Below are 21299 nucleotides of genomic sequence, written 5' to 3'. Positions count from 1 at the left end.
GGTAGGGCCAGCCGCCTTTTGCTTTGTTAGGGTTCGTGTGCGCGGGACAGAGATCGTAGCCAGCACTGGTGTGTGTGCACACACCCGCGTGGGAGAGTGATCCGCACGGTGAGCAGGACAAGGTCAAACTGGAGCCCTCTGCCCTGGCCGGCGTACCGGGTATGCTACGGGTGCTGCAAGCCGACGAGTACCTGGCCCGCCAACGCTTCACCCCAGCCCGGCTGCAACAGGCCACCCACCTCGTCTGGGGAACGGGGGGCAGCATGGTGCCGGAAGATGAGTTCAACGCCTATCTGGCCAAAGGGCGCAGCGAGCAGGCAAACGTGTAACCGAAGCGCCGGTTCGCAACGCCGTTGCAGTGCCTCAGGCCATCAGCAAGGAATGCCCGCCAGCGGCCACACAGGTGCTGGCGTCGCTTTGACCATATTGCGTTTTCGCGCCCACTGGGTCAGTGCAGCCATCAGGGCAAAGCCAAGCAGGATCATCACCGGATAGGCCAACAGCAACTCGGTCAACGAATACTTCCAGGCCAGTGGCCGACCGACGCCCAGCATCGCTGCATATAACCAGGAAACACCTGACAGTGCGCCAGAAAACAGCGCAAACATCCGCACGCCTATATTCAGGTCAAGCAATGAACCGGCCTTGAGCAAGGCAGGCAATACATAGCGATGCAACAACATGCCATTAAAGGTCAGGAGCAAGACAATAATGACTTTGGCGTGAAGTTTGGGGTTGGCAAAATAACTCATGCCCTTTTCAAGGTAATCGATACCAATGACTGCGGCACCGGTAAGCCACAAGAATATCAAGGCATTGGCAACGGACGCCTGTAATCGCGCCATGTGCTTACCGTTATGACTGGCCTGTTGATGCCCCTTCAACAAGTCCCTGACCATCTCGACATCGCTGGTAAATACCAGGCCGATGGCGATACAACAGGCCAGCAAATGAACATAAATGACCGACAACCGCACCAGTTCCATGGATTCTTTCTGCCCGAACAGGCTAATAATTGTATTAAACTCCACGTCGAATTCTCCACGTAATGCATCAGCGCTAGATGGCCTTGCAACAAGCACGCGTGCGACTTGATCGCACCGGGAAGACCAAATTCATATCGTTAATTGAAACAGCGAATGGTTACTCAATTGCACACAGTGGCTCAACCGTTGAGCCTCGGTTGGGCATGGCGTTACTCCATCGTCAGAGGTAAAAAAGCCCCGTGTGCATCCCTGCGATTCAGATCAAGTTGAACGTCCATTACGTTCTGGGGAGAGGTGCGAAGTGCGCTGCTTGAAGAACACACTTGCTGGCAAATATGAGCGACCCACTGGCAAATCGTTCATTTCTTGAGCAAAAGCACCGACCAGCGGTATTTAAAGCCGTATTAGTTAGTTTACTAACTTCTTGCAAGCTGACCGAATGGTAAGTTTTAAAGACCCGTGGATCCAAACTCCGCGACAGGCCATTTAAGTGCTCTATTTCGCTGAGTGGTGAACGACTACCCAGTCAATGCACCAGAAGCAACTGGCTCAATACCGCCCGCAGTTTCCCGGGTTTCACAGGTTTGTTCAGTAGCGGCGCCCCTAGCTTCTGCAAGCCACGCCGGCACTGATCGCTGCGGTCTGCGGTAATGATCACTGCCGGTATGGCAGTCGCAAAATGCTCACGCAGGTTCCTCACCACCTCGCAACCCACCACGCCATGGTCCAGGTGGTAGTCGGCCAGGATCAGTTCCGGGGCTCGCCCCTGCAACGCCAGCAAGGCGCCCTCCTGGTCGGTAGCCGTAACCACTTCGCACCCCCACTGCCCCAACAGCGCGCCCATGCTCTCGAGTATGCTCACTTCGTTGTCCAGCACCAGCAGGCGGCGGCCCGGTAGCGGATTACCGGCGCTGGGCAGCGGCACAGCCTGATGAACAGCCAGCGGCACTTCTTTGCCAAGAGGTACCTCGATGCTGAACACCGAGCCACGCCCCGGCCACGAGCGCACTTCGATCCGGTAACCGAGAATCTTGGCGATCCGTTCAACGATGGCCAGCCCCAGGCCGACACCCTTGCGATCGGCAGCGCGGCCAACGTCCAGTTGGTTGAACTCGAGAAAAATGGCCTGCAGCCGATCCTGCGCGATGCCTCGCCCGGTATCCCACACCTCCAGCCGCAACTGGCCGCCGCGGCGCCTCGCCCCGAGCAGGATCCGCCCCTCGTCGGTGTACCGGCAAGCGTTGCTGAGGAAGTTGCGCAGAATGCGCGTCAGCAGCCGCAAGTCAGTGCTGATGGCGTAATCGGCTATGCGTGCACGCAGCTTCAGGCCTGCAGCATCGGCCACCGAGCTGAACTCCGAGACCAGCGGCGCGAACACCTCGTCCAGGCGGTACACAGCCACGTCCGGCCTGACGGCCGCCTGGTCGAGCCGGGAAATGTCCAGCAGGTCGGTCAGCAGGTCTTCCGCGCCCTCCAGGGCCTGGTGGGTACGCTCCACCAACACATGCTCGGCCTCTGGTAATGGCCGCTCGCGCAAGGTCGAGATCAGCAAGCGGGCGGCGTTCAATGGCTGCAGCAGGTCATGGCTGGCGGCGGCGAGATATTTGTCCTTGCTGCGGTTGGCGGCTTCGGCGGCATCACGCGCCTCCAGCAATTCATCGGTACGCGCAGCGACCCGTTGCTCCAGTTCATCATTGAGCTGTTGCAGGCGTTGCTGGGCCTGCTTGCGTTCGGTGATGTCGGCAACGAACCCCTCCACCAGCCCTTCATGGCCGGGTTTTAGCAGCAGGTTCATCAGCACATCGAGATGGCTGCCGTCCTTGCGCCGCAAACGGGTTTCGTAGCCGTGCAAGCTGTGCTCACGGGCGAGCACCGCCGTGATCGCCTGCAACTCCTCGGTACCGCCATCAAACAGGTTGGCGGCCAGGTCAGTCAGGGAAAAAAGCACCGCCTGCGGGTCGTCGTAGCCAAGCATGCGCGCCAGCGCCGGGTTGGCGGCACGCATGCCGTCCTGAAGGCTGGCCTGGAAAATACCGTGTACGGCGTTTTCGAACAGCCATTTGTAACGGTTGCGTTCGGCTTCCAGTTCGTCCAGGCGGGCGGACAGCTCCGGGTAATGGCTTTTGCGCGCCGAGTGGTCACCCAGCCCCAGCAGCCCGGCCAACGCCCGCTGCTGCTCGTCAGAGGGCCTCGCCATAAACGACCTCGACATCACGCTGGCTCGACGCACGGGGGTTGGTGAGGATGCACGGATCGTCCATTGCGTGTTGCGACAGGAACGGGATATCGGACGTGCGCACCCCGTGCAGGCCCAAGGTTTCATGGAAGCCAATGGCATGCTTCAGGGCAGTCAAGTGCTCCACCAGGCGCCCACAGATCTGCCGGTGATTGAGACCGCGGCAGTCGATCCCGAACACCTCGGCAATCACCTTGAAACGCTCCGGCGCCGAGCTGTAGTTGAACGCCACCACGTGTTCCACCAGCACCGCGTTGCACAAGCCATGGGGCAAGTCGAGGAAACCGCCCAGGCTGTGCGACATGGCGTGCACGGCGCCCAGGATCGCATTGGAAAACGCCAGCCCCGCCTGCATGCTGCCGAGCATGATCTTCTCGCGCAGCGCAATATCGGTGGGGTTGGCGATCATCTCCACCAGGTTGCCATTGATCAGGCGCATGGCTTCCAGCGCATGGGGGTCGGTCAGCGGCCCGTGGCCGGTAGACACGAAGGCCTCGATGGCATGCACCAACGCATCGATGCCGGTGCAGGCCGACAGGAACGGGTCCATGCTCAGGGTGGTCTGCGGGTCGATCAGCGACACGTCCGGCACCACCGCCTTGCTGACGATGGAGAACTTCATGCGTTCCTGCTGGTTGGAAATGATCACGAACTGCGACACGTCCGCCGAGGTGCCGGCGGTGGTCGGGATCAGGATCAGCGGCGGGCTGGGCACGCGGATCATGTCCACGCCTTCGAATTCGAGGATGCTGCGCCCATGGGCAACCACGATACCGATGGCCTTGCCGCAATCCATCGGGCTGCCGCCACCGACGGCGACGATCACGTCACAGTGGTTCTGCCGATAGATTTCGGCGCCGAGCATCACCTCCTCGACCCGCGGGTTGGGTGACACCGCTGTGTACAGGCAATAGTCGATGCCTTGGGCCTGCAGGCTGGCCTCCACATCCGCCACCCAGCCGGCGGCGATCACGCCAGGGTCGCTGACCACCAGTACCTTGCGCGCACCGAAGGTTTTGGCGTAATTGGCCACGTTGTGCCGGCAGCCGGCACCAAAGATGATTTCAGGCGATACGAACTTGCGAAGGGGGCTGAAACTCTGGCTCATCGGTAAGCCTGTTCTTATTGTTCTGGAAGATAAACGCCAGCGTAAAGCATCCCACCACGAAAGCAACCAGACCAAAGCGGGGCTACCGGTCATTCTATCCAGGATTTGGCGCGGGCCACCTCCAGAAACGCCAGTACGTCCTCTTCGAGCCCCGGTACATCGGGGAAGCGTTGTGCCAGGCGGTCGATGACCGTTGCCACGGTACTGTGGCCGTCCAGCAGCGCCAAGACCCAGCCGGCACTGGCATTGAGCTCGATGATGCCCCCGGCGTACAACAGCACGTGGCAAGCCTTCTGTGGCTCCCAGCCCAGGCGCAAGCCTCGCCCCAAGGCAAGGGCTTGCTGGCGATCAATCAGGTTCACAGGCACATGCTCCAGGAGGATCCGGCCACCATGGCGATGGCCGGGCCGTCATCAACGGTTGGCGAAATACATCGTCACTTCGAAGCCAATGCGCAGGTCGGTGTAGGCGGGTTTAGTCCACATAGGGCAAGTCCTCTTCTTGTGCCGGAGGATTCCGGTAGATGCATTAATGCACGGGGGCGCACTGGACCGAATGCTACTTTGGAACGAGCTTGCGGGGTGCGTTGGTACGGGTAGGCCATGCATGTGCCGGCCCTTTTGCGGGCTCGCCCGCACCCACAGGTTCTTCACCGGTTCTGGAACCAACGGTGAACCTGTGGGCGCGGGCGAGCCCGCGAAGGCCGCGACGCGGTCTAGAAGAAGCCCAGCGGATTGATGTCGTAACTCACCAGCAGGTTCTTGGTCTGCTGATAGTGGTCGAGCATCATCTTGTGGGTCTCGCGGCCAACACCGGACTTCTTGTACCCCCCGAACGCCGCATGCGCCGGGTACAGGTGGTAGCAGTTGGTCCACACTCGCCCGGCCTTGATCCCGCGGCCCATGCGGTAGGCACGGTTGATGTCGCGGGTCCACAGGCCGGCGCCCAGGCCGAATTCACTGTCGTTGGCGATCGCCAGCGCTTCGGCTTCGTCCTTGAAGGTGGTCACGCCCACCACCGGCCCGAAGATTTCTTCCTGGAACACGCGCATCTTGTTGTTGCCCTTGAGCAGGGTTGGCTGAATGTAGTAACCGCTGGCCAGGTCACCCTGCAGCCGCTCGGCACCACCGCCGGTGAGCAGCTGCGCACCCTCCTCCCGGGCAATTTCCAGGTACGAAAGGATCTTGTCGTACTGTTGCTCGGACGCCTGGGCACCCACCATGGTTTCGGTATCCAGCGGGTTGCCGCGGGTGATCTTGGCGATCTTCTTCATCACCTCGGCCATGAACGGTTCGTAGATCGACTCCTGGATCAGCGCCCGTGACGGGCAGGTGCACACCTCGCCCTGGTTGAAGAACGCCAGCACCAGGCCTTCGGCAGCCTTCTCGATGAACGCCGGCTCGGCCTGCATGATGTCTTCGAAGAAAATGTTCGGCGACTTGCCACCCAGTTCGACGGTGGACGGGATGATGTTCTCGGCCGCGCACTTCATGATGTGCGAGCCCACCGGGGTGGACCCGGTGAAAGCGATCTTGGCAATGCGCTTGCTGGTGGCCAGCGCCTCGCCGGCCTCACGGCCAAAGCCCTGGACGATGTTCAGTACGCCTGCCGGCAACAGGTCGGCGATCAGTTCGGCAAAGACGGTAATCGACAGGGGCGTCTGCTCTGCGGGCTTGAGCACCACGCAGTTGCCAGCGGCCAAGGCCGGGGCAAGCTTCCAGGCGGCCATCAGCAGCGGGAAGTTCCACGGGATGATCTGCCCCACCACACCCAGCGGCTCGTGGATGTGATAAGCCACGGTGCCTTCGTTGATCTCGCCTACGCCACCCTCCTGGGCGCGGATGCAACCGGCAAAATAGCGGAAGTGGTCCGCTGCCAGCGGCACGTCGGCATTCAAGGTTTCGCGTATGGCCTTGCCGTTGTCCCAGCTTTCGGTAACCGCCAGCACTTCCAGGTTCTGTTCGATGCGGTCGGCAATTTTCAGCAGTACCCGCGCACGGTCTTGCACCGAGGTCTTGCCCCAGGCTTCGGCGGCGGCATGCGCGGCGTCCAGGGCGCGCTCGACGTCCTGGGCCGTGGAGCGCGGGAATTCGGCAATCGGCTGGCCATTGACCGGCGAGCTGTTGGTGAAGTACTGGCCAGCCAACGGCTGCACGAACTCGCCACCGATGAAGTTGCCATAACGGGGTTTGAAGGATACGACGGCGCCTGGAGTTCCGGGTTGTGCGTAGATCATGCTGAGCCTCTGCGGGTCGGTGCCTGTCCCACGACAGGCGATGCACCGATGGTAACAAGCCCGCGTGCCGGGCGAATGCACCGTTGGCAGCGGGGCTCTCGTCATTTGGTAGTAGGCTCTGTACGAAAAGTCTTGAGACGCAGGTCAGGCAAGGCGAAAACAGCCGAGGAACGGCCGGGGTCGCGCCCGACTGTACTGGAGTACATGAGCACTCCGAGGCTGTTTTCAACGCAGCATGAACAAGTATCAAGGCTTTTCGTCAGAGCCTAGGGCCGCTTGCTACCGATCAGCGGCAGCAAGCGGCAGTAGGCAGGCGTTATGGCTTGGCGCTGACCGTTTGCTGCAACTGCTTGGGCAACTTGAAGGTCCAGAGCATGCCGCCTTGGTTGAAGTCCTTGACCCGTTTGGCCACTTCGCCACCCCACAGCGGCACCGCACCGCCCCAGCCGGAGACCACCGAAACGTACTGCTCGCCGTCCATTTCCCAGGTGACGGGCGAGCCAAGCACGCCTGAGCCGGTCTGGAATTCCCAGACCTTGTCGCCGGTCTTGGCATTGAATGCCTGCAGGAAGCCCTCTGGCGTGCCCGTGAACACCAGGTTGCCCTTGGTGGTCAGCACGCCGCCCCACAGCGGCGCGTAGTTCTTGTGGCGCCACACTTCCTTGCCGCTGATCGGGTCGATGGCACGCAGCACGCCGATGTAATCTTCGTTGAGCGGCTTGATGGTGAAGCCGGCACCGAGGAACGCCGCGCCCTTCTTGTAGGCGATGCCTTCGTTCCAGATGTCCATGCCCCACTCGTTGGACGGCACGTAGAACAGCCCTGTGTCCTTGTTGTAGGCCATCGGCATCCAGTTCTTGGCGCCGAGGAAGGCCGGGGCGACGAACACCGAGCTGCCCTTGGCCTCGCTGCCGGGTGCGCCCGGGCGGCTGGCGTCGTTGTAGATCGGCCGGCCGTCCTTGTCCAGGCCCGTGGCCCAGGTGATCTTGTCAACGAACGGGAAGCCGCGGATGAACTTGCCGTTGGTGCGATCAAGCACGTAGAAGAAACCGTTGCGGTCCGCCGTGGCGGCAGCCTTGACCTCCTTGCCGCCGTCCTTGTAGTTGAACGAGATCAGCTCGTTGACGCCGTCGAAGTCCCAGCCGTCATGCGGCGTGCTCTGGAAGTGCCACTTGATGGTGCCGTCGTCCGGGTTCAGCGCCAAGCGTGAGGAAGAGTACAGGTTGTCACCGGGGCGCAGGTGCGAATTCCACGGCGCCGGGTTGCCGGTACCGAACAGGATCAGGTTGGTTTCCGGGTCGTAGTAACCGCCCAGCCAAGGCGCTGCGCCGCCGGTCTTCCACAGGTCGCCAGGCCAGGTCTTGCCCGCCTCACCGCCGGAAATGCCGTTCTCGATCGCCTTGCCGTCCTTGTACACATAGCCCATGTGCCCTTCCACGGTGGGGCGCATCCACAGCAGTTCGCCGTTCTCCGGGTTGTACGCCTGGATCTTGCCCACCACGCCGAACTCGCCGCCGGCAACGCCTGTGATCAGCTTGCCATTGACGATCATCGGCGCGGCGCTGATGGAGTAACCTTCTTTGTGGTCGGCGACCTTCTTGCTCCAGACCACCTTGCCGGTGTCCTTGTTCAAGGCCACCAGCTTGGCATCCAGCGTGCCGAAGAACACCAGGTTGCCGAACAGTGCGACGCCGCGGTTGATCACGTCGCAGCAGGGGCGGATGTCATCCGGCAGACGTGCATCGTATTGCCACAGTTTCTTGCCAGTGCGGGCGTCCACGGCGAACACCCGCGAGTAGGAGCCGGTCAGGTACATCACCCCGTCCTTGATCAGCGGCTGGGCCTGCTGGCCGCGCTGCTTCTCGCCGCCGAAGGAGAACGCCCAGACCGGGCGCAGCTCCTTGACATTATTGACGTTGAGCAGGTCCAGCGGGCTGTAGCGCTGGCCCTGCACGCCCAGGCCATTGGTCACGATCTGCTGCGGGTTCTTCGGGTCCTGGAGGATGTCTTCATTGCTGACAGCGGCGTGAGCCGCGCCGGCAAGCAGCATGGCGCTGAGCACCAGGCTCACGGCGAACAAGGGGCGACGTGGGGATCGGGTCATGACGGCTACCTTTGGTTTTTTTGTTGTGCCCGGGAAAATTTCCCGGTGTGTCGGGAATTCTTGGTCCCGACCCGATTGCCAACAATTGCCCGCAGTGCGGAGTTTTCTAGTTCCTTGGTAGGGGTTGGGTTTGCCCGTCCTGTTCAACCAGAAACTGCTTGAGTCAATCTGCCCTGCCTTGGATAACTGCTCCCCCAGGCAAACGCCGTACGCCGCCAAACCACCACACAACTCCCGCTCCAATCACGGTAGTCAGCACTGCAAGCAGCAAGATAACCCCTTGCGCCCCCACCGGCGCCGCCAGTATTCCCACCAGCAAGCCCGCCAACGGTTGCGACAAGTTGTTGAGCAATGTGACCACTCCCACCGTCTTGCCAAAGTCCTGGGTCGGAATTACCCGCTGCCGAACATTGCGCATATAGACATTGAACATCTTGTCGAAACCGACAATCAGCAAAAACCCCAGCACATACCCTGCAAAGTTCGGACTCAAGGCACTGATGAAAGCGCCGGCGGCAATCATCAAGTAGCCCACGCCACCCATTACCCGTAACGGCAGCACCACCCGGGCGAGAAAGAACAGGATCACGATAGTAGTTACTGCGGCAGCCGCCTGCAGCCATGCGTAGGTGTCCTTGCCAGCGCCATGCTCGCCGAGCACCATGGCCGCCGAGGTTGCTAAGGTGACCCCGACGATCAGGTTGACGCCGACGGCCAAGGTGATGATCTTCTTCAGTTCGGCCTGTTCGCCAATATGCCTGAAGGCGATACGCACGGGTTGGAACCAGATATCACGATGCTGCTCGTACACCGGCAGGGTGACCTGGCTGGCGCGCTGCCATGCCCGCATGCTCAGGTCGGCCAGCAGGAACAGTCCAGCAGTCCATAGCACTACCCAGTGCCATGCCATAAACTCCAGCAGCGCAGCTGCCACCAGTGGCCCGAGTACCAGGCCCGTCTGGTCAGCGATCTGAGAATAGGCGAGGGTCTTGGTGTAGTTGTAGTGCTGGAAGATATGCGGCATCACCACCTCGCGGGCCATGATGCCCTGAGTGGTCAGCCCCCCACACAGCGCCGACAGTACCACCAGCCAGGCAAGACCGCCGAACAGGGCATGAAGTCCCATCGCCAACAAGCACAGCAATGCCCGGTAAACTTGGCTAATGTGCAGGATCTTGATGGGTGAGAACTTGTCGCACAGTGCGCCGCATACCGGGAAGGCGAGAAAACGCGGCAGCGACTCGACAAAGAACGCCAGCCCTGCCCAAGCGACGCTGTTGGTGGCCTGGAACACTATCAGCGGCACGATGAACAACAGGATCTGGTCTGCCAGGCGCGAAAGAAACAGCGAAATGAAAAAGGCCAGGTAATCCTTGCGCATGCTGAACTCCTGTAAGAAGCAAGAAAGAGACCTTGCCAAACCTCAATAGGCCGAACCCAAACGGTCGTTGAGGTTGTGTTTCTCGTCACCACGCAACGGTGGGTTGAACACACTGACCAGGATCAAGTCCTGCTCCTTGCCGCCGCGTAGGTAGTGCCGATCATGCTGGTCGAGTACATACACATCACCGGGACGTATCGGGTAGACATTCCCCTGCATGTCCTCGACCTCGCCTTCCCCGGCTATGCAGTAGCACGCCTCCAAATGGTTCCGATAGTGCAACAGCGATTCAGTGCCGGCACGAACCACCGTGTGGCAGAGGGTAAATCCCATGGCATCACGTTCGGTGAGTAGACGATGGCTAGTGCCGGCGCCCCACTCCACGTAGTAGGCGGTTTTCTCCACGTCGGACCTGCTGCGGATGAACATGTGAACCTCTCTGGGTATAAGGAATTGAATGAAGAGTCATGCTTGGTCATGACTACCATTGCGCAAGGTCGCTTCGCCGCAAGCCAGCATCGCGTCGCTCCAGGCCAGATCGCGATGCGCGGCGATGGCCTGGATGTCACACCAATGGCGCTGGAGTGGATGCCCTGCCGCCAACGAAGAGGCACCGAGCCGTCCTACCAGACGTTGCACCGCTTGCACGCACTGCCTCGCCAAATAGGCACGGTCGCGGCGTAACCGCAGCAGTTGACAGGTACTCAGGGCTTGATCGTGAATGCCTGCTTCATGCAACCGCGATATCAACGAGTCATAGAGAAGGCCAGCGCTGTGCAATTGTGCGGCCGAGTGAGCGACCTGCTCGGCAATCCTTGGGTCGCTGGCCAGCGAGTCAGTGAGCGCCGAGACGAACGCATCATGGGCCCCCTCCGCGCAGCCAAACAACGGACCGATGATCGAAGTAGCCAGAAAGGGCGCCAATGGCAAACGGTCGATGTAATCGATCTCCGGTTTGGATGGGCGTTGGGCGAAGATTTCATGCAAGGCGAAAACCCGCTCGTGTGGCACCAGCAACTGGTGAGCCTGAACGTCGTGAGAGCCAGTTGCGGCCATGCCGCAACTGTCCCAGCTGTCGATTCGCTCAATATCCTGCGCGGCGACCAGTACGAGAAAACGTGGAGTGTGCCAGGCAGCCGGGTGGTTCTGACAAGGTGCATTGAGCATCAACCACGTCGCGTCTTCGATCCCTGAGCTGAACCGCCAGCGCCCGTTCACCCTTATGCCGCACGCCTCGTAGCTGAGCTGGCTGTTGGCGCTGGTGGACGCCGAGGCGAACAGCTGCCGGGGGCCGTCAGCGTACATTTGATCCTGGCATGCCGGGGGTAAACGTCGAGCGATGCTGCTGTGCCCACCCACCAAGGCCATCACCCAGCCGGTGGAGGCGCAGGCCCTTGCGGCAATGCGTGCGCTCTCCACCACTGTTGGCCAATGTGAGCTGCGGGTTGCAGGCGCTCGAGGCGACAACAGATCCAGCCACTCACCGGTGAACAGTTCGTTGAATGTATCGCGGCTCAAACGACGGTCTTTCTGCGCTGCTCCCGCTCGCTCGCGCCACCTTGACAGGTGTTGCAGTGCCCGTTGGCAGGGCGCGGGTTGGGCGGCGCGATGCAATACCTGTTGAACGTTTTCAGACATTGGCCGGCACCTCGACTTGGTTACCATGGAGCACCACCGAACCCAGTCGCGAACCTTCAAAGCAGAAGCCCGGTGGTTGCACAACCGGGCCTAGCAGCTTGAGGAATCGTTCAATCCGCTGTTCGTCGTCCGAGGCCACAAACTCGCAGAAATTACTGCTGCTCCACAGCAGGTGGACGTGCTTGAAGCGAGCCGACAGGGCGCCTACCAGTTCTTCCATGGTGACCTGACCGTTTTGCATCTGCACGAGCATCTGCTGGCGTTTCCAACGGATTTCTTCCACTTTGAAGTAGCGGATCTTGAATACTTCGTCCTTTATCTTCTCTCGTCGCAGATACTCTTCTGAATCGGGGTGGTTGAGCTTTTCGAGGAAAAATGCCAGCCCGCTGGGCTTCAGAAAACGCTTGATGTGGGCGATTTGTTGCGCGCGGTTACGGTTATAGAACTGGAATGCGGCCATTTCGTATATGAAATCGAATCCCTGGCTGAACGCTTTATATTCCGGCTTTTGCAGCAGCTTCGTGTTCATTTTGAAGAATGAGTGCGGGTAGAAGTGTGATAAGGCTGGGTCGGCATACTGCTCGAAGGCTATCTGGTTGGCACGGTTGGGCGACGAGGTGAGGCTATGGATCAGGCCTTGGGATTGGCCAGCCAAAGCACGACCATTACTACCATCGAAGGCGTCCACCTCGAATATGCTGTAGCGCTGGCCGGCCCTGGGCGGGTAGGCCGAGACCAGTCGGGACAGCGTCACGCCAATCCTGGAGAGTTCCTCAAGGACGTACGGTACGCTAGCTAGAAAATGCGAAAACAGTGGGCCCGCCCCCGCAAGCAGGCGGTCGTGGTACTCGAGTACCTGAGGGTCGTCGATCTGTGACTTGAGGTGGCTGTCCAGAGACTGCGACGGAACTTGGCTCGCGCCAGTCGCCAGGCTGTGAAAATGCTCGGCCAGTTTCAACATGGCGCTTTGATGGAGGTCGTGGTCAAGACTGGCGTCGTCCAACGATTGCTGCGGAAAAGCGTTCATGTGTCTCTCCTGCTGTCAGATCAGCCCTCTGGCGCTGAATTTGCCTGAATCGGTTTTTGGCAAGGCCTCAAGGAACACGTAATAAGCCGGCACCATGTGCCAGTCCAATTGGGCTATGCAGTGATCACGCAGGGATTGCTCGATGGTCTGTATATGGTCAGTTTCGAGCACAACATAGGCCTTCGGTACGTGCCCGGCCGATTCGTCTGCGACCGGCACCACTAATACCTCGGCAACCGCCGGGTGTGACGCCAAACATTGTTCAATTTCCCGCGGGTTGACCTTCCAGATATTGCGGGAAAACACGTCATCCTTGCGTGCCACGTAGTAGAGATAGCCTTGGGCGTCTCGCTTGAACAGGTCACCTGTGCGAAACAGGCGCGGGTGGCCGAATGCATTGTGTAGGAAGGCCATGGCATTGGCCTCGGGCATGTTCCAATACTCGAGCATCAGGTAGTCGCTGGTTACCAGCAGTTCGCCGACCTCCCCAGGCTGGTCAATGGCCCGCCCTCGCTCGTCCACCAAGTACAAGCAGACGCCGGGCAGAGGTTTGCCCACCGAGGCCGGGCGCTGATCGAGCTCCTCGGGAGGCAGGTAACTGACACGTTTGCATTCCGTGAGCCCGTAGTTGGAAAAGATCCGTACCCGAGGCAAAGCTTGCCGAATCTTCTGGATATGACGGGTGTAGAGAGCCTGGCCACTGCTGGATATATAACGCAGGCTGGGCACCCGAGCGTCCCAATGCGGGCCGGTATTGGCCAACAGGAAAAATAATGGAGGAAACACATGCACGGCGGTTACCTCCTCCCGTTCAACCACTGCGAGTATGTCCTCGGCAGTAGTGGCCGGCTGGCTTTCAATCACGCTGGTGGCGCCGACTACCAGCGGCATCATCACGTTGTAGACACCATAATCGGAGGCCAGAGTCGAATAACTGAGGACGCGATCATCTGGGGTGTTCTGCTGGTAGGCGGTGACTTGGCGTGAGGCAGCCAACATGATTCGGTGGTTGACCAGCACGCCCTTCGGATTGAAGGACGATCCGGATGTATAGAATATCGACGTAGACCTTTCGGGGTCTTCAATCAATGGCGGATGCCTCGTAGCAGCCTTTTGCGAAGGTCTGGAGAGGGCATCGGACATTTGAATGACCTGAGGCGGGAGCACAGCGCTCGGGGTCGTGAGCAGCACCCATTCAAGCCCAACGGCCTTGATAAGGCCCGGAAGGTCGTCGGTGCAGTCAGTGATCAGCAACCGAGCGCCTGAATGCTTGAGTTGATGAATCAGCCTGGCACGGCTCAGGGTATGATGGATAGCAGCAGTAACTGCTCCGGCTTGCAGAATGCCCAGATAAGCAGCTACCAGTTGTACGGAAATTGCCGAGTACAGACCCACACGATCGCCTGGAGCAATTCCCAGGGTTGGCAGGAAAGATGCGATATCATCCGCTTGTTGTTGCAACACTCGATAGGAAGTTGCTACACCGTCTAAAACGATTGCTGACTTGCTTGGGTATGCATTGGCATTGTCCGCAATGACTTTATGAAACAAAGGCATGGCTCGATATCCTCTCAATCCCTTGCTCGGGTGCTAACGGCGCTTTCTTGCGCTCACAAAAATATAAGTACCTTACAGCTGCAGGCAGAAACTCGAAGGTCGTCGATTTCAGTAAGTTGGCCGTGCGGGTTATCTAAAAATCAATAGCAACTGACATACTCTGTCTTACCGATTTGGGAAAGCGGCACCACTCACTCTGATGATTTCCTTCAAAAGGTGTGCATAGCCTGCAAACAGGTTCAGAATATTTATGCACTCAAGACTTCAGACAGACAGAGAGGAACAGAGACAACCATTACAAATAGTTACAGAGGTATGACAACGGAAAAACATAAAAACACCACTTATATTTGCTTGACACCCACACCACCAACAAAAACCAAACATATCGACAAGCAAAATCCTCCACCACAAAAGTTATCACGTCAAGGCGATTCTAAATAAAGTCAGGTCATTTTTGTCACTACTCAGTGACATTGTTCGCACACCAGCAATTTGAAATATTTTGTTATCAGAAGTATCTGACAGATATTTGGAAGATCCAAGAAAGTTACCCCACCCGTTTGCAACGAGCAGCGTTTAAACGTGGCATGAACGCCCGCCCGAACAATACCTTTACCAGGCCACTGGGAGTCGCGAACTTCTCCGCACCTCTCCAACCTGTAGTGGACAATATGCTACTCGACAGTGTTCCATGAGCAGCATTCCACCGACCCGACTCGGCTCTCAAGCCACGTGGATCATGGCTGCTGCACGACAGCGCGCCGCCTCGGTGACGGGCGTACTCCATAGAGCAGCGCGTTCCGCCATCAGATTGGGGGCCTGGTATCGATGCGCCGGAGTTGCTGACGCTCATACCGGGGGTACAGGTGGCTGACACTGCGGATCAGCTCATAACGCGTCAGGCTGATCCCGGCAAACCGTTCGGGAATGGGGCTGCGGATCATCTCGGCCATGTCGTCACCGCGCGCCGCGCCATCACGCATCAGGCCATCGAGCCAGCCCAGGTAGTCACGCATCTGCACGAACGGCTGCGCATCACTGGCCACCGGGCCATGCCCGGGTACCAGCTGTTTCCAGGGCAGTGCCTGCAGGGTATCCAGGTCCTTGAGCCACACGTCCAGCCCCGGGCTGTTGGGCGTGGTCAGGGCGCGTTGGTAGAACACCAGGTCGCCGGCGAACAGCACCCCGGTCTTTTCATCGAAAATCGCCAGGTCGGCACCCGTATGCCCGCCCAGCCCCAGCAACCTCAGTCGGTGCCCACCCACCTCATGCACGCCCGGCTGCAGCACCCGGGTCGGCAGCACCACCTCGGTACCGCGCATCCAGTCGCCGACCAGGCGATACATGTTCTCGGCCATGGCATCGCCTTGCTGACGCAGCAGGTCGCGGGTGCCGGCCAGGGCACCGATCGGCACATCGGCAAAGGCCTGGTTGCCCAGCACATGGTCAGGATGATGATGGGTCAACAGCACTTCCACTACCGGCTTGTCGGTGAGGGTGGCAATTGCCTTGCGCAACGCCTCGCCATAGCCCTTCGACGGCCCGCTGTCGATCACCACCACACCGCTGTCGGTGACGATGAACGCGGTGTTGACCACATTGCCGCCATTGGCCTTGGCGAAATTGTCGGTGCTGCCTTCCAGCAACCAGGTGCCCTCGGCGATCTGCCGGGGTGTGAGCCGGTACGCCAGATCAGCCTGGGCCGGCAGCCCCAGGCACAGCAGCAACAACAGGATCCAACGCATGATGGTGCCTCGGGTCAGGGTGAAATCAGACAACGCGCTCAGGGCAGCGCCGCCTCGAACTGGTTGCCGCTGTTGTCCCGCAACAGCAGCCGTGTTGGCCCGGGGCCCTGAATGTCAAAGCCCAGGTTGGGGTTTTCGCTGACCGCCGGATACAGCTCCAGGCTGGCCAGGCGCTGGCCATCTGCACCTTGCAACTCGGCATGGTTGAGAAAGAATTCAGGAATGCCGCTGACCAGGCCGTTATCCATGGGGTGGGCCACCTGCAGGCGCAGGCGGCTGCTGTCACCACGCGGGTAGCGCCCGCCCAGCACCTCACCGAGGTGCTCCTCCCAGCCGGGCTGGGTGCGCACCGCGCTGGGTGCGGTACAACCGCCGCCGGCAGCATCGATCAAGGTCGAACCGACGTGCCACAGGCCATCGCGTGTCAGTACGGCGGCGCGCAGCGGTGTGGCCTGTTCGATGCGGATGCGGATCGACAACCAGGGCAACACGCGCTCGCCGGGCTGAAAGTCGACGATGCGCGGCAGAGGGTTCAGTTCTGCCCAGGCGATTATCCGCACCACCTCGCCCGTGAACGCCCGGGCGTCGATCTCCAGCGGTACCTGCCGTGCATCCTCGGCAAAGGGCGGCGCCAGAAGCTTCACACGGTCATCGAACACGAACGCCGCCTGCCCCAGCAACTGCTTGTGGTAGAAGTCCCACATCACGGAAGGCACCGGGTCTGTGGGGGTGCCTTGTGTCGCAGCCTGGGCGGCCCAGGGCATCCAGCAGGCCAGCAGGAAAGTTGCTCGCCAGTTCATGGCCGCTCCTATTGATACATCTCCGGGACCTCGTAACGCAGGCCGTATGCGGCATACATCGCCTTGAGCCGGCCATCGCGAATCATCGCCTCCATGGCCTCCTCCACGGCATAGGCCAGCTGCCGGTTGCTCTCATGCACGGCCATGCCGATTTCCCAAGCCTGTTTACCGAGGTTCGGGTAGGCGTTTTCTGCCAAGGCCAGTTGCGCATCGGCGGCCTGGTGCAGCTGCCAGTCAACCTCTCCGCGCATCGCCATCACTGCGTCCACCTGGCCGGACTGCATCGCAGCAAATGCCTGTTGCACGCTGGGGTAATGGTGGGTCCTGGCGCTAAGCATGCCGTTGAACACCGACGTCAGGTAAAACGACGGCACGCTGTCCACCTCGACCCCGACAGGATGCTGCTGGAATACCGCGACACTGGCCACCGACGGCAGGCGACGGCGATCGTAGGCCACCTGCCAACGCTCCTCCTGATAGGGGCCGAACATCACCACCTGGGCGTTTTCCAGCTCACCCAGCTCGTTGCGCCGCTGCGCGTAGGCGCGATCGTAAGGCACCCGCATCATCAGGTCGGCCAATTGCTGATGACGCAGCGGGCTGCCGCGCCAGATGTAGTCGCGCAGGTCATCGTCGAGCTTTTCTCCGGGTGGCGCCCAGATTAACTGCAGGCGTACCCCCAAGGCCGTGGCCAGGGCCTGCGCCAGTTCCACATCGACACCACGCGGCTGGCCGTGGTCCTGGAAGCTGTAGGGGGCGAAATCCTTGTACACCGCCACCTTGAGCTCGCCGGCAGCGATGATCGCGTCGTAGTTGCGCACCTGCGCCTGGGCCGCCGCGCAACACAGCAGCAGGCCACTCAACAGCACCGCCCACAGACGCATGGCCGTCACTCCTCGACGTGCACGCTGTCGAGGTAGGTGCGCACCGCCCACAGGGCTTCCTGACTGAGGTAATCGGCCATCTTCGGCATGTACACGCGGCCGTCGCGAACCGCGCCGTGGCGTACCCGCTCGACGAACCATTCATCGCCAGCATCACCTGCATCGAGCATGCGCAAGTCAGGGGCGATACCACCAGACTTGGCCTCCAGGCCATGGCAGGCGGCGCAGTTCTGGTTGTAGGCCGAGGCGCCGATTTCCACCGCCTTGTCGTGCTCGGGTGAGCTGCGGTAAGGGTTGACCGCCGCCCAGCCGTCGTCGTCCAGGGTCACACCAGCGTCCTTGATCGGGGTCAGGCCCTTGGTCTCCACTGCCTGGGGCACCACGTTGCCATGGGCCCAGGCTGTACCGGTCAGCACGGCTGCGGCCAGCACTCCAGCAGCAAGCAACACATTGCATTTTGTTGTCATTGTTATGCCCTCACCATTGCACACAAAGCCTCAACCACAGAGGCCGTGCCGCCATCTTAGAAACACCCCGCGGGCGACCGAATGCTGCTTTGGTGTCCGGGCCTTAATCCCTTGGTAGTAGGGCTTGTGGCGAAGGGCCAATTGAGGTGCCGTGCGGGAACTTTTCCCGGCAAGGGCGGGACTTTTTCCGTATCCCGCGATAGCCGCTGCGCCCCACCCTGTGCAGGCCAAAACCTCCACTGGGAACTGCAACCATGACAATAAGATCGCTACCCGCCCTTTCCCCGCTGGCCCTGAGCGTGCGCGTCCTGCTGATGGCCGGTAGCCTGGCCCTGGGCAATGTGGCAACAGCGGCCAGCACACCCGCTGTACCTGCCGGCAAGAACGTCACCTGGGAAGACATCGCCAATGACCACCTGACCACCCGGGACGTGCTGCAGTACGGCATGGGGACCAATGCCCAGCGCTGGAGCCCGCTGGCCCAGGTCAATGACAAGAACGTGTTCAAGCTGACCCCGGCCTGGTCCTACTCCTTCGGCGACGAGAAGCAGCGCGGCCAGGAATCCCAGGCCATCGTCAGCGATGGCGTGGTCTACGTCACCGGCTCGTACTCGCGGGTATTCGCCCTCGATGCCAAGACCGGCAAACGCCTGTGGACCTACAGTCACCGCCTGCCCGACAACATTCGCCCCTGCTGCGACGTGGTCAACCGCGGCGCGGCGATCTACGGCGACAAGATCTACTTCGGCACCCTCGACGCGCGGGTCATCGCCCTCGACAAGCGCACCGGCAAAGTGGTGTGGAACAAGAAATTCGGCGACCACAGCGCCGGCTACACCATGACCGGTGCGCCAGTGCTGATCAAGGACAAGACCAGCGGCAAGGTGCTGCTGATCCACGGCAGCTCCGGCGATGAATTCGGCGTGGTCGGACAGTTGTTCGCACGCGACCCGGACACCGGCGAAGAAGTGTGGATGCGGCCCTTCGTCGAAGGCCACATGGGCCGCCTGAACGGCAAGGACAGCACCCCGACCGGTGACGTCAAGGCGCCTTCCTGGCCAGACGACCCTACCACCGAAACCGGCAAGGTCGAAGCCTGGAGCCACGGCGGCGGTGCCCCTTGGCAAAGCGCCAGCTTCGACCCCGAAACGAACACCATCATTGTTGGCGCTGGCAACCCCGGGCCGTGGAATACCTGGGCGCGCACGTCGAAGGACGGCAACCCGCATGACTTCGACAGCCTGTACACCTCCGGCCAGGTCGGTGTCGACCCGAGTACCGGCGAAGTCAAGTGGTTCTATCAGCACACCCCCAACGATGCCTGGGACTTCTCCGGCAACAACGAGTTGGTGCTGTTCGACTACAAAGGCAAGGACGGCAAGGTGGTCAAGGCCACCGGCCACGCCGACCGCAACGGCTTCTTCTATGTGGTCGACCGCAACAACGGCAAGCTGCAGAACGCCTTCCCCTTCGTCGACAACATCACCTGGGCCAGTCATATCGACCTGAAGACCGGCCGCCCGGTGGAAAACCCCGGCCAACGCCCGGCCAAGCCGCTGCCGGGTGAAACCAAGGGCAAGCCGGTGGAAGTCTCGCCACCGTTCCTGGGCGGCAAGAACTGGAACCCCATGGCCTACAGCCAGGACACCGGGCTGTTCTACATCCCCGGCAACCAGTGGAAAGAGGAGTACTGGACCGAGGAAGTGAACTACAAGAAGGGCTCGGCTTATCTGGGCATGGGCTTCCGTATCAAGCGCATGTACGACGACCACGTCGGCACGTTGCGCGCCATGGACCCGACCACCGGCAAGCTGGTCTGGGAACACAAGGAACACCTGCCGTTATGGGCCGGTGTACTGGCGACCAAGGGCAACCTGGTGTTCACCGGCACGGGCGATGGTTTCTTCAAGGCCTTCGACGCCAAGACGGGCAAAGAGCTGTGGAAGTTCCAGACCGGCAGCGGCATTGTCTCGCCGCCCATCACCTGGGAACAGGACGGCGAGCAGTACATCGGCGTGACCGTCGGCTACGGCGGTGCGGTACCGCTGTGGGGTGGCGACATGGCCGAGCTGACCAAACCGGTGGCTCAGGGGGGCTCGTTCTGGGTGTTCAAGATCCCGAGCTGGGACAACAAGACTGCACAGCGTTGACCTGCAGCGGGGAGCGGCTTGCGCCCCTCCCCGCTTCTGCCCTTCTCCTGCCCAGAGGCTTTCGCCATGAATTACCTGCCCTTTACCTTGCTGCTGGCGCTATCCCCCGCCCTGGCAGTGAACGCCGACGACGCCGGCAACGATGCCCCCTTGACCATCAACGGCTGCGTGATTGCCGAAGCCAGCCAGTGCCCGGGGGCCAACCTGCGCGGCGCCAACCTGGCCAACCAGGACCTGCGCAAGATGAACCTGGCCGGTGCCGACCTGCGCGATGCCGACCTGCGCCATGCCCAGCTGGACCTGGCAAATCTGGAAAAAGCCCGCCTGCAAGGTGCCAACCTGACCCGCGCCAGCTTGCAACAAAGCAATCTGCGCCTGGCCGACCTGAGCAACAGCAAGCTGGTGGCCATTCAGGGCTGGGGCTTGTTCGCCCAGGGCGCACAATTTGAAAAGGCGGACCTGCGCGCAGCCTATCTGCAGTTCGCCAGGCTGTCCGGGGCAAAGCTGCAGCAGGCCAACTTGCAGGCGGCGGACCTGGAGATGGCCTGGTTGAGCAAGGCCGACCTGCAAGAGGCCAACCTGGGCGATGCCAATCTGCAGGAGGCCAAGTTTGGCCAGAGCAACCTGGCACGCGCCGATTTGCGCGGGGCGCGGCAGCATTACGGGAATTTTCAGGAGGCCAACATGGAGGGGTGCAAGGGGTGCCCTGAGACCTGGGACAAATGAGGGGCCTGTAGGCGCGGGTTTACCCACGAAAGGGCCGGGCCTGCTGGCCAATTTCCACCTGCCGTTCACTGTTGCCGCCGCTACCGTATTCGCGGGTAAACCCGCTCCTACATACAGATCGGTGGTGGACACGCATCGGTGGTTGGGCGCAGGCCGCCGTGTAGGAGCGGGTTTACCCGCGAAAGGGCCGGGCCTGCTGGCCAATCTCGACCTGCCGTTCACTGTTGCGGGCGCTACCGTATTCGCGGGTA

Annotated in this window: 18 protein-coding genes and 1 pseudogene; 3 read left to right on the top strand and 16 right to left on the bottom strand. The window is 60.8% G+C overall.

Annotated elements, in window-relative coordinates:
• Window positions 1-110: 110 nt before the first annotated feature.
• Window positions 111-329, top strand: a pseudogene (locus tag ACF8EF_RS22810) (D-serine dehydratase); the annotation flags it as partial.
• Window positions 330-371: 42 nt separating this feature from the next.
• Here ACF8EF_RS22810 and ACF8EF_RS22805 read toward each other — a convergent pair.
• The 16 genes from ACF8EF_RS22805 to pedF all read right to left on the bottom strand — a co-directional run bounded on the left by ACF8EF_RS22805 (window position 372) and on the right by pedF (window position 18172).
• Window positions 372-986, bottom strand: a complete 615-nt coding sequence (locus ACF8EF_RS22805; protein ID WP_176684160.1) for a hypothetical protein — start codon at window positions 984-986, stop codon at window positions 372-374.
• 526 nt (window positions 987-1512) lie between these two features.
• The gene (locus tag ACF8EF_RS22800) at window positions 1513-3183 is read right to left on the bottom strand and encodes a NahK/ErcS family hybrid sensor histidine kinase/response regulator (protein ID WP_392461251.1); all 1671 of its coding nucleotides are present in this window, start codon (window positions 3181-3183) and stop codon (window positions 1513-1515) included.
• Window positions 3167-4330 (bottom strand): alcohol dehydrogenase-like regulatory protein ErcA, encoded by a 1164-nt coding sequence (ercA, locus tag ACF8EF_RS22795; protein ID WP_053870448.1) that lies wholly within the window; start codon window positions 4328-4330, stop codon window positions 3167-3169. The genes ACF8EF_RS22800 and ercA overlap by 17 nt, the downstream gene beginning before the upstream one ends.
• Window positions 4331-4419: 89 nt before the next feature.
• Entirely contained in the window at window positions 4420-4692 is a 273-nt protein-coding gene (gene pqqD / locus ACF8EF_RS22790; RefSeq protein WP_019751154.1) for a pyrroloquinoline quinone biosynthesis peptide chaperone PqqD, read from the bottom strand.
• 51 nt (window positions 4693-4743) lie between these two features.
• Entirely contained in the window at window positions 4744-4815 is a 72-nt protein-coding gene (gene pqqA, locus ACF8EF_RS22785; RefSeq protein WP_003243383.1) for a pyrroloquinoline quinone precursor peptide PqqA, read from the bottom strand.
• 230 nt (window positions 4816-5045) lie between these two features.
• Window positions 5046-6566, bottom strand: coding sequence for an aldehyde dehydrogenase family protein (locus ACF8EF_RS22780; protein ID WP_003254088.1), 1521 nt, complete (start codon window positions 6564-6566; stop codon window positions 5046-5048).
• A 316-nt stretch (window positions 6567-6882) separates the two neighbouring features.
• Window positions 6883-8670 carry a PQQ-dependent alcohol dehydrogenase PedH gene (gene pedH, locus ACF8EF_RS22775; protein WP_392461250.1) on the bottom strand — a complete coding sequence of 596 codons (1788 nt, stop codon included), beginning with the start codon at window positions 8668-8670 and terminating at the stop codon, window positions 6883-6885.
• A gap of 163 nt (window positions 8671-8833) precedes the next feature.
• Window positions 8834-10051, bottom strand: coding sequence for an MFS transporter (locus ACF8EF_RS22770; protein ID WP_176684101.1), 1218 nt, complete (start codon window positions 10049-10051; stop codon window positions 8834-8836).
• Between the two features lie 42 nt (window positions 10052-10093).
• The gene (locus tag ACF8EF_RS22765; RefSeq protein WP_176684102.1) at window positions 10094-10480 is read right to left on the bottom strand and encodes an ectoine synthase; all 387 of its coding nucleotides are present in this window, start codon (window positions 10478-10480) and stop codon (window positions 10094-10096) included.
• A 36-nt stretch (window positions 10481-10516) separates the two neighbouring features.
• The gene (locus ACF8EF_RS22760; protein ID WP_209966617.1) at window positions 10517-11689 is read right to left on the bottom strand and encodes a hypothetical protein; all 1173 of its coding nucleotides are present in this window, start codon (window positions 11687-11689) and stop codon (window positions 10517-10519) included.
• Complete coding sequence (locus ACF8EF_RS22755; protein ID WP_176684104.1) at window positions 11682-12716, bottom strand: class I SAM-dependent methyltransferase; 1035 nt, start codon at window positions 12714-12716, stop codon at window positions 11682-11684. The genes ACF8EF_RS22760 and ACF8EF_RS22755 overlap by 8 nt, the downstream gene beginning before the upstream one ends.
• Before the next feature lie 15 nt (window positions 12717-12731).
• Window positions 12732-14273: a class I adenylate-forming enzyme family protein gene (locus ACF8EF_RS22750; RefSeq protein ID WP_392461249.1), complete on the bottom strand. Its 1542-nt coding sequence runs from the start codon at window positions 14271-14273 to the stop codon at window positions 12732-12734.
• Window positions 14274-15082: 809 nt separating this feature from the next.
• The gene (locus tag ACF8EF_RS22745) at window positions 15083-16021 is read right to left on the bottom strand and encodes a quinoprotein relay system zinc metallohydrolase 1 (protein ID WP_176684106.1); all 939 of its coding nucleotides are present in this window, start codon (window positions 16019-16021) and stop codon (window positions 15083-15085) included.
• A 38-nt stretch (window positions 16022-16059) separates the two neighbouring features.
• A complete protein-coding gene (locus ACF8EF_RS22740) occupies window positions 16060-16821 on the bottom strand; it encodes a quinoprotein dehydrogenase-associated SoxYZ-like carrier (RefSeq protein ID WP_392461248.1) in 762 nt (253 codons plus the stop codon).
• A gap of 8 nt (window positions 16822-16829) precedes the next feature.
• Window positions 16830-17705, bottom strand: a complete 876-nt coding sequence (locus tag ACF8EF_RS22735; protein ID WP_209966622.1) for an ABC transporter substrate-binding protein — start codon at window positions 17703-17705, stop codon at window positions 16830-16832.
• A gap of 5 nt (window positions 17706-17710) precedes the next feature.
• On the bottom strand, window positions 17711-18172 hold the full coding sequence (pedF, locus tag ACF8EF_RS22730; protein ID WP_176684107.1) for a cytochrome c-550 PedF: 462 nt from the start codon (window positions 18170-18172) through the stop codon (window positions 17711-17713).
• A gap of 254 nt (window positions 18173-18426) precedes the next feature.
• Here pedF and exaA point away from each other — a divergent pair, with 254 nt between their 5' ends.
• Window positions 18427-20322 (top strand): quinoprotein ethanol dehydrogenase, encoded by a 1896-nt coding sequence (gene exaA, locus ACF8EF_RS22725; RefSeq protein ID WP_392461247.1) that lies wholly within the window; start codon window positions 18427-18429, stop codon window positions 20320-20322.
• Window positions 20323-20388: 66 nt separating this feature from the next.
• Entirely contained in the window at window positions 20389-21048 is a 660-nt protein-coding gene (locus ACF8EF_RS22720; RefSeq protein WP_392461246.1) for a pentapeptide repeat-containing protein, read from the top strand.
• Window positions 21049-21299: the final 251 nt, after the last annotated feature.

It is taken from the genome of Pseudomonas sp. zjy_15 (assembly GCF_043101865.1).
Classification (GTDB): domain Bacteria; phylum Pseudomonadota; class Gammaproteobacteria; order Pseudomonadales; family Pseudomonadaceae; genus Aquipseudomonas; species Aquipseudomonas putida_Y.
This window is presented reverse-complemented; position numbering and strand designations above follow the sequence as displayed.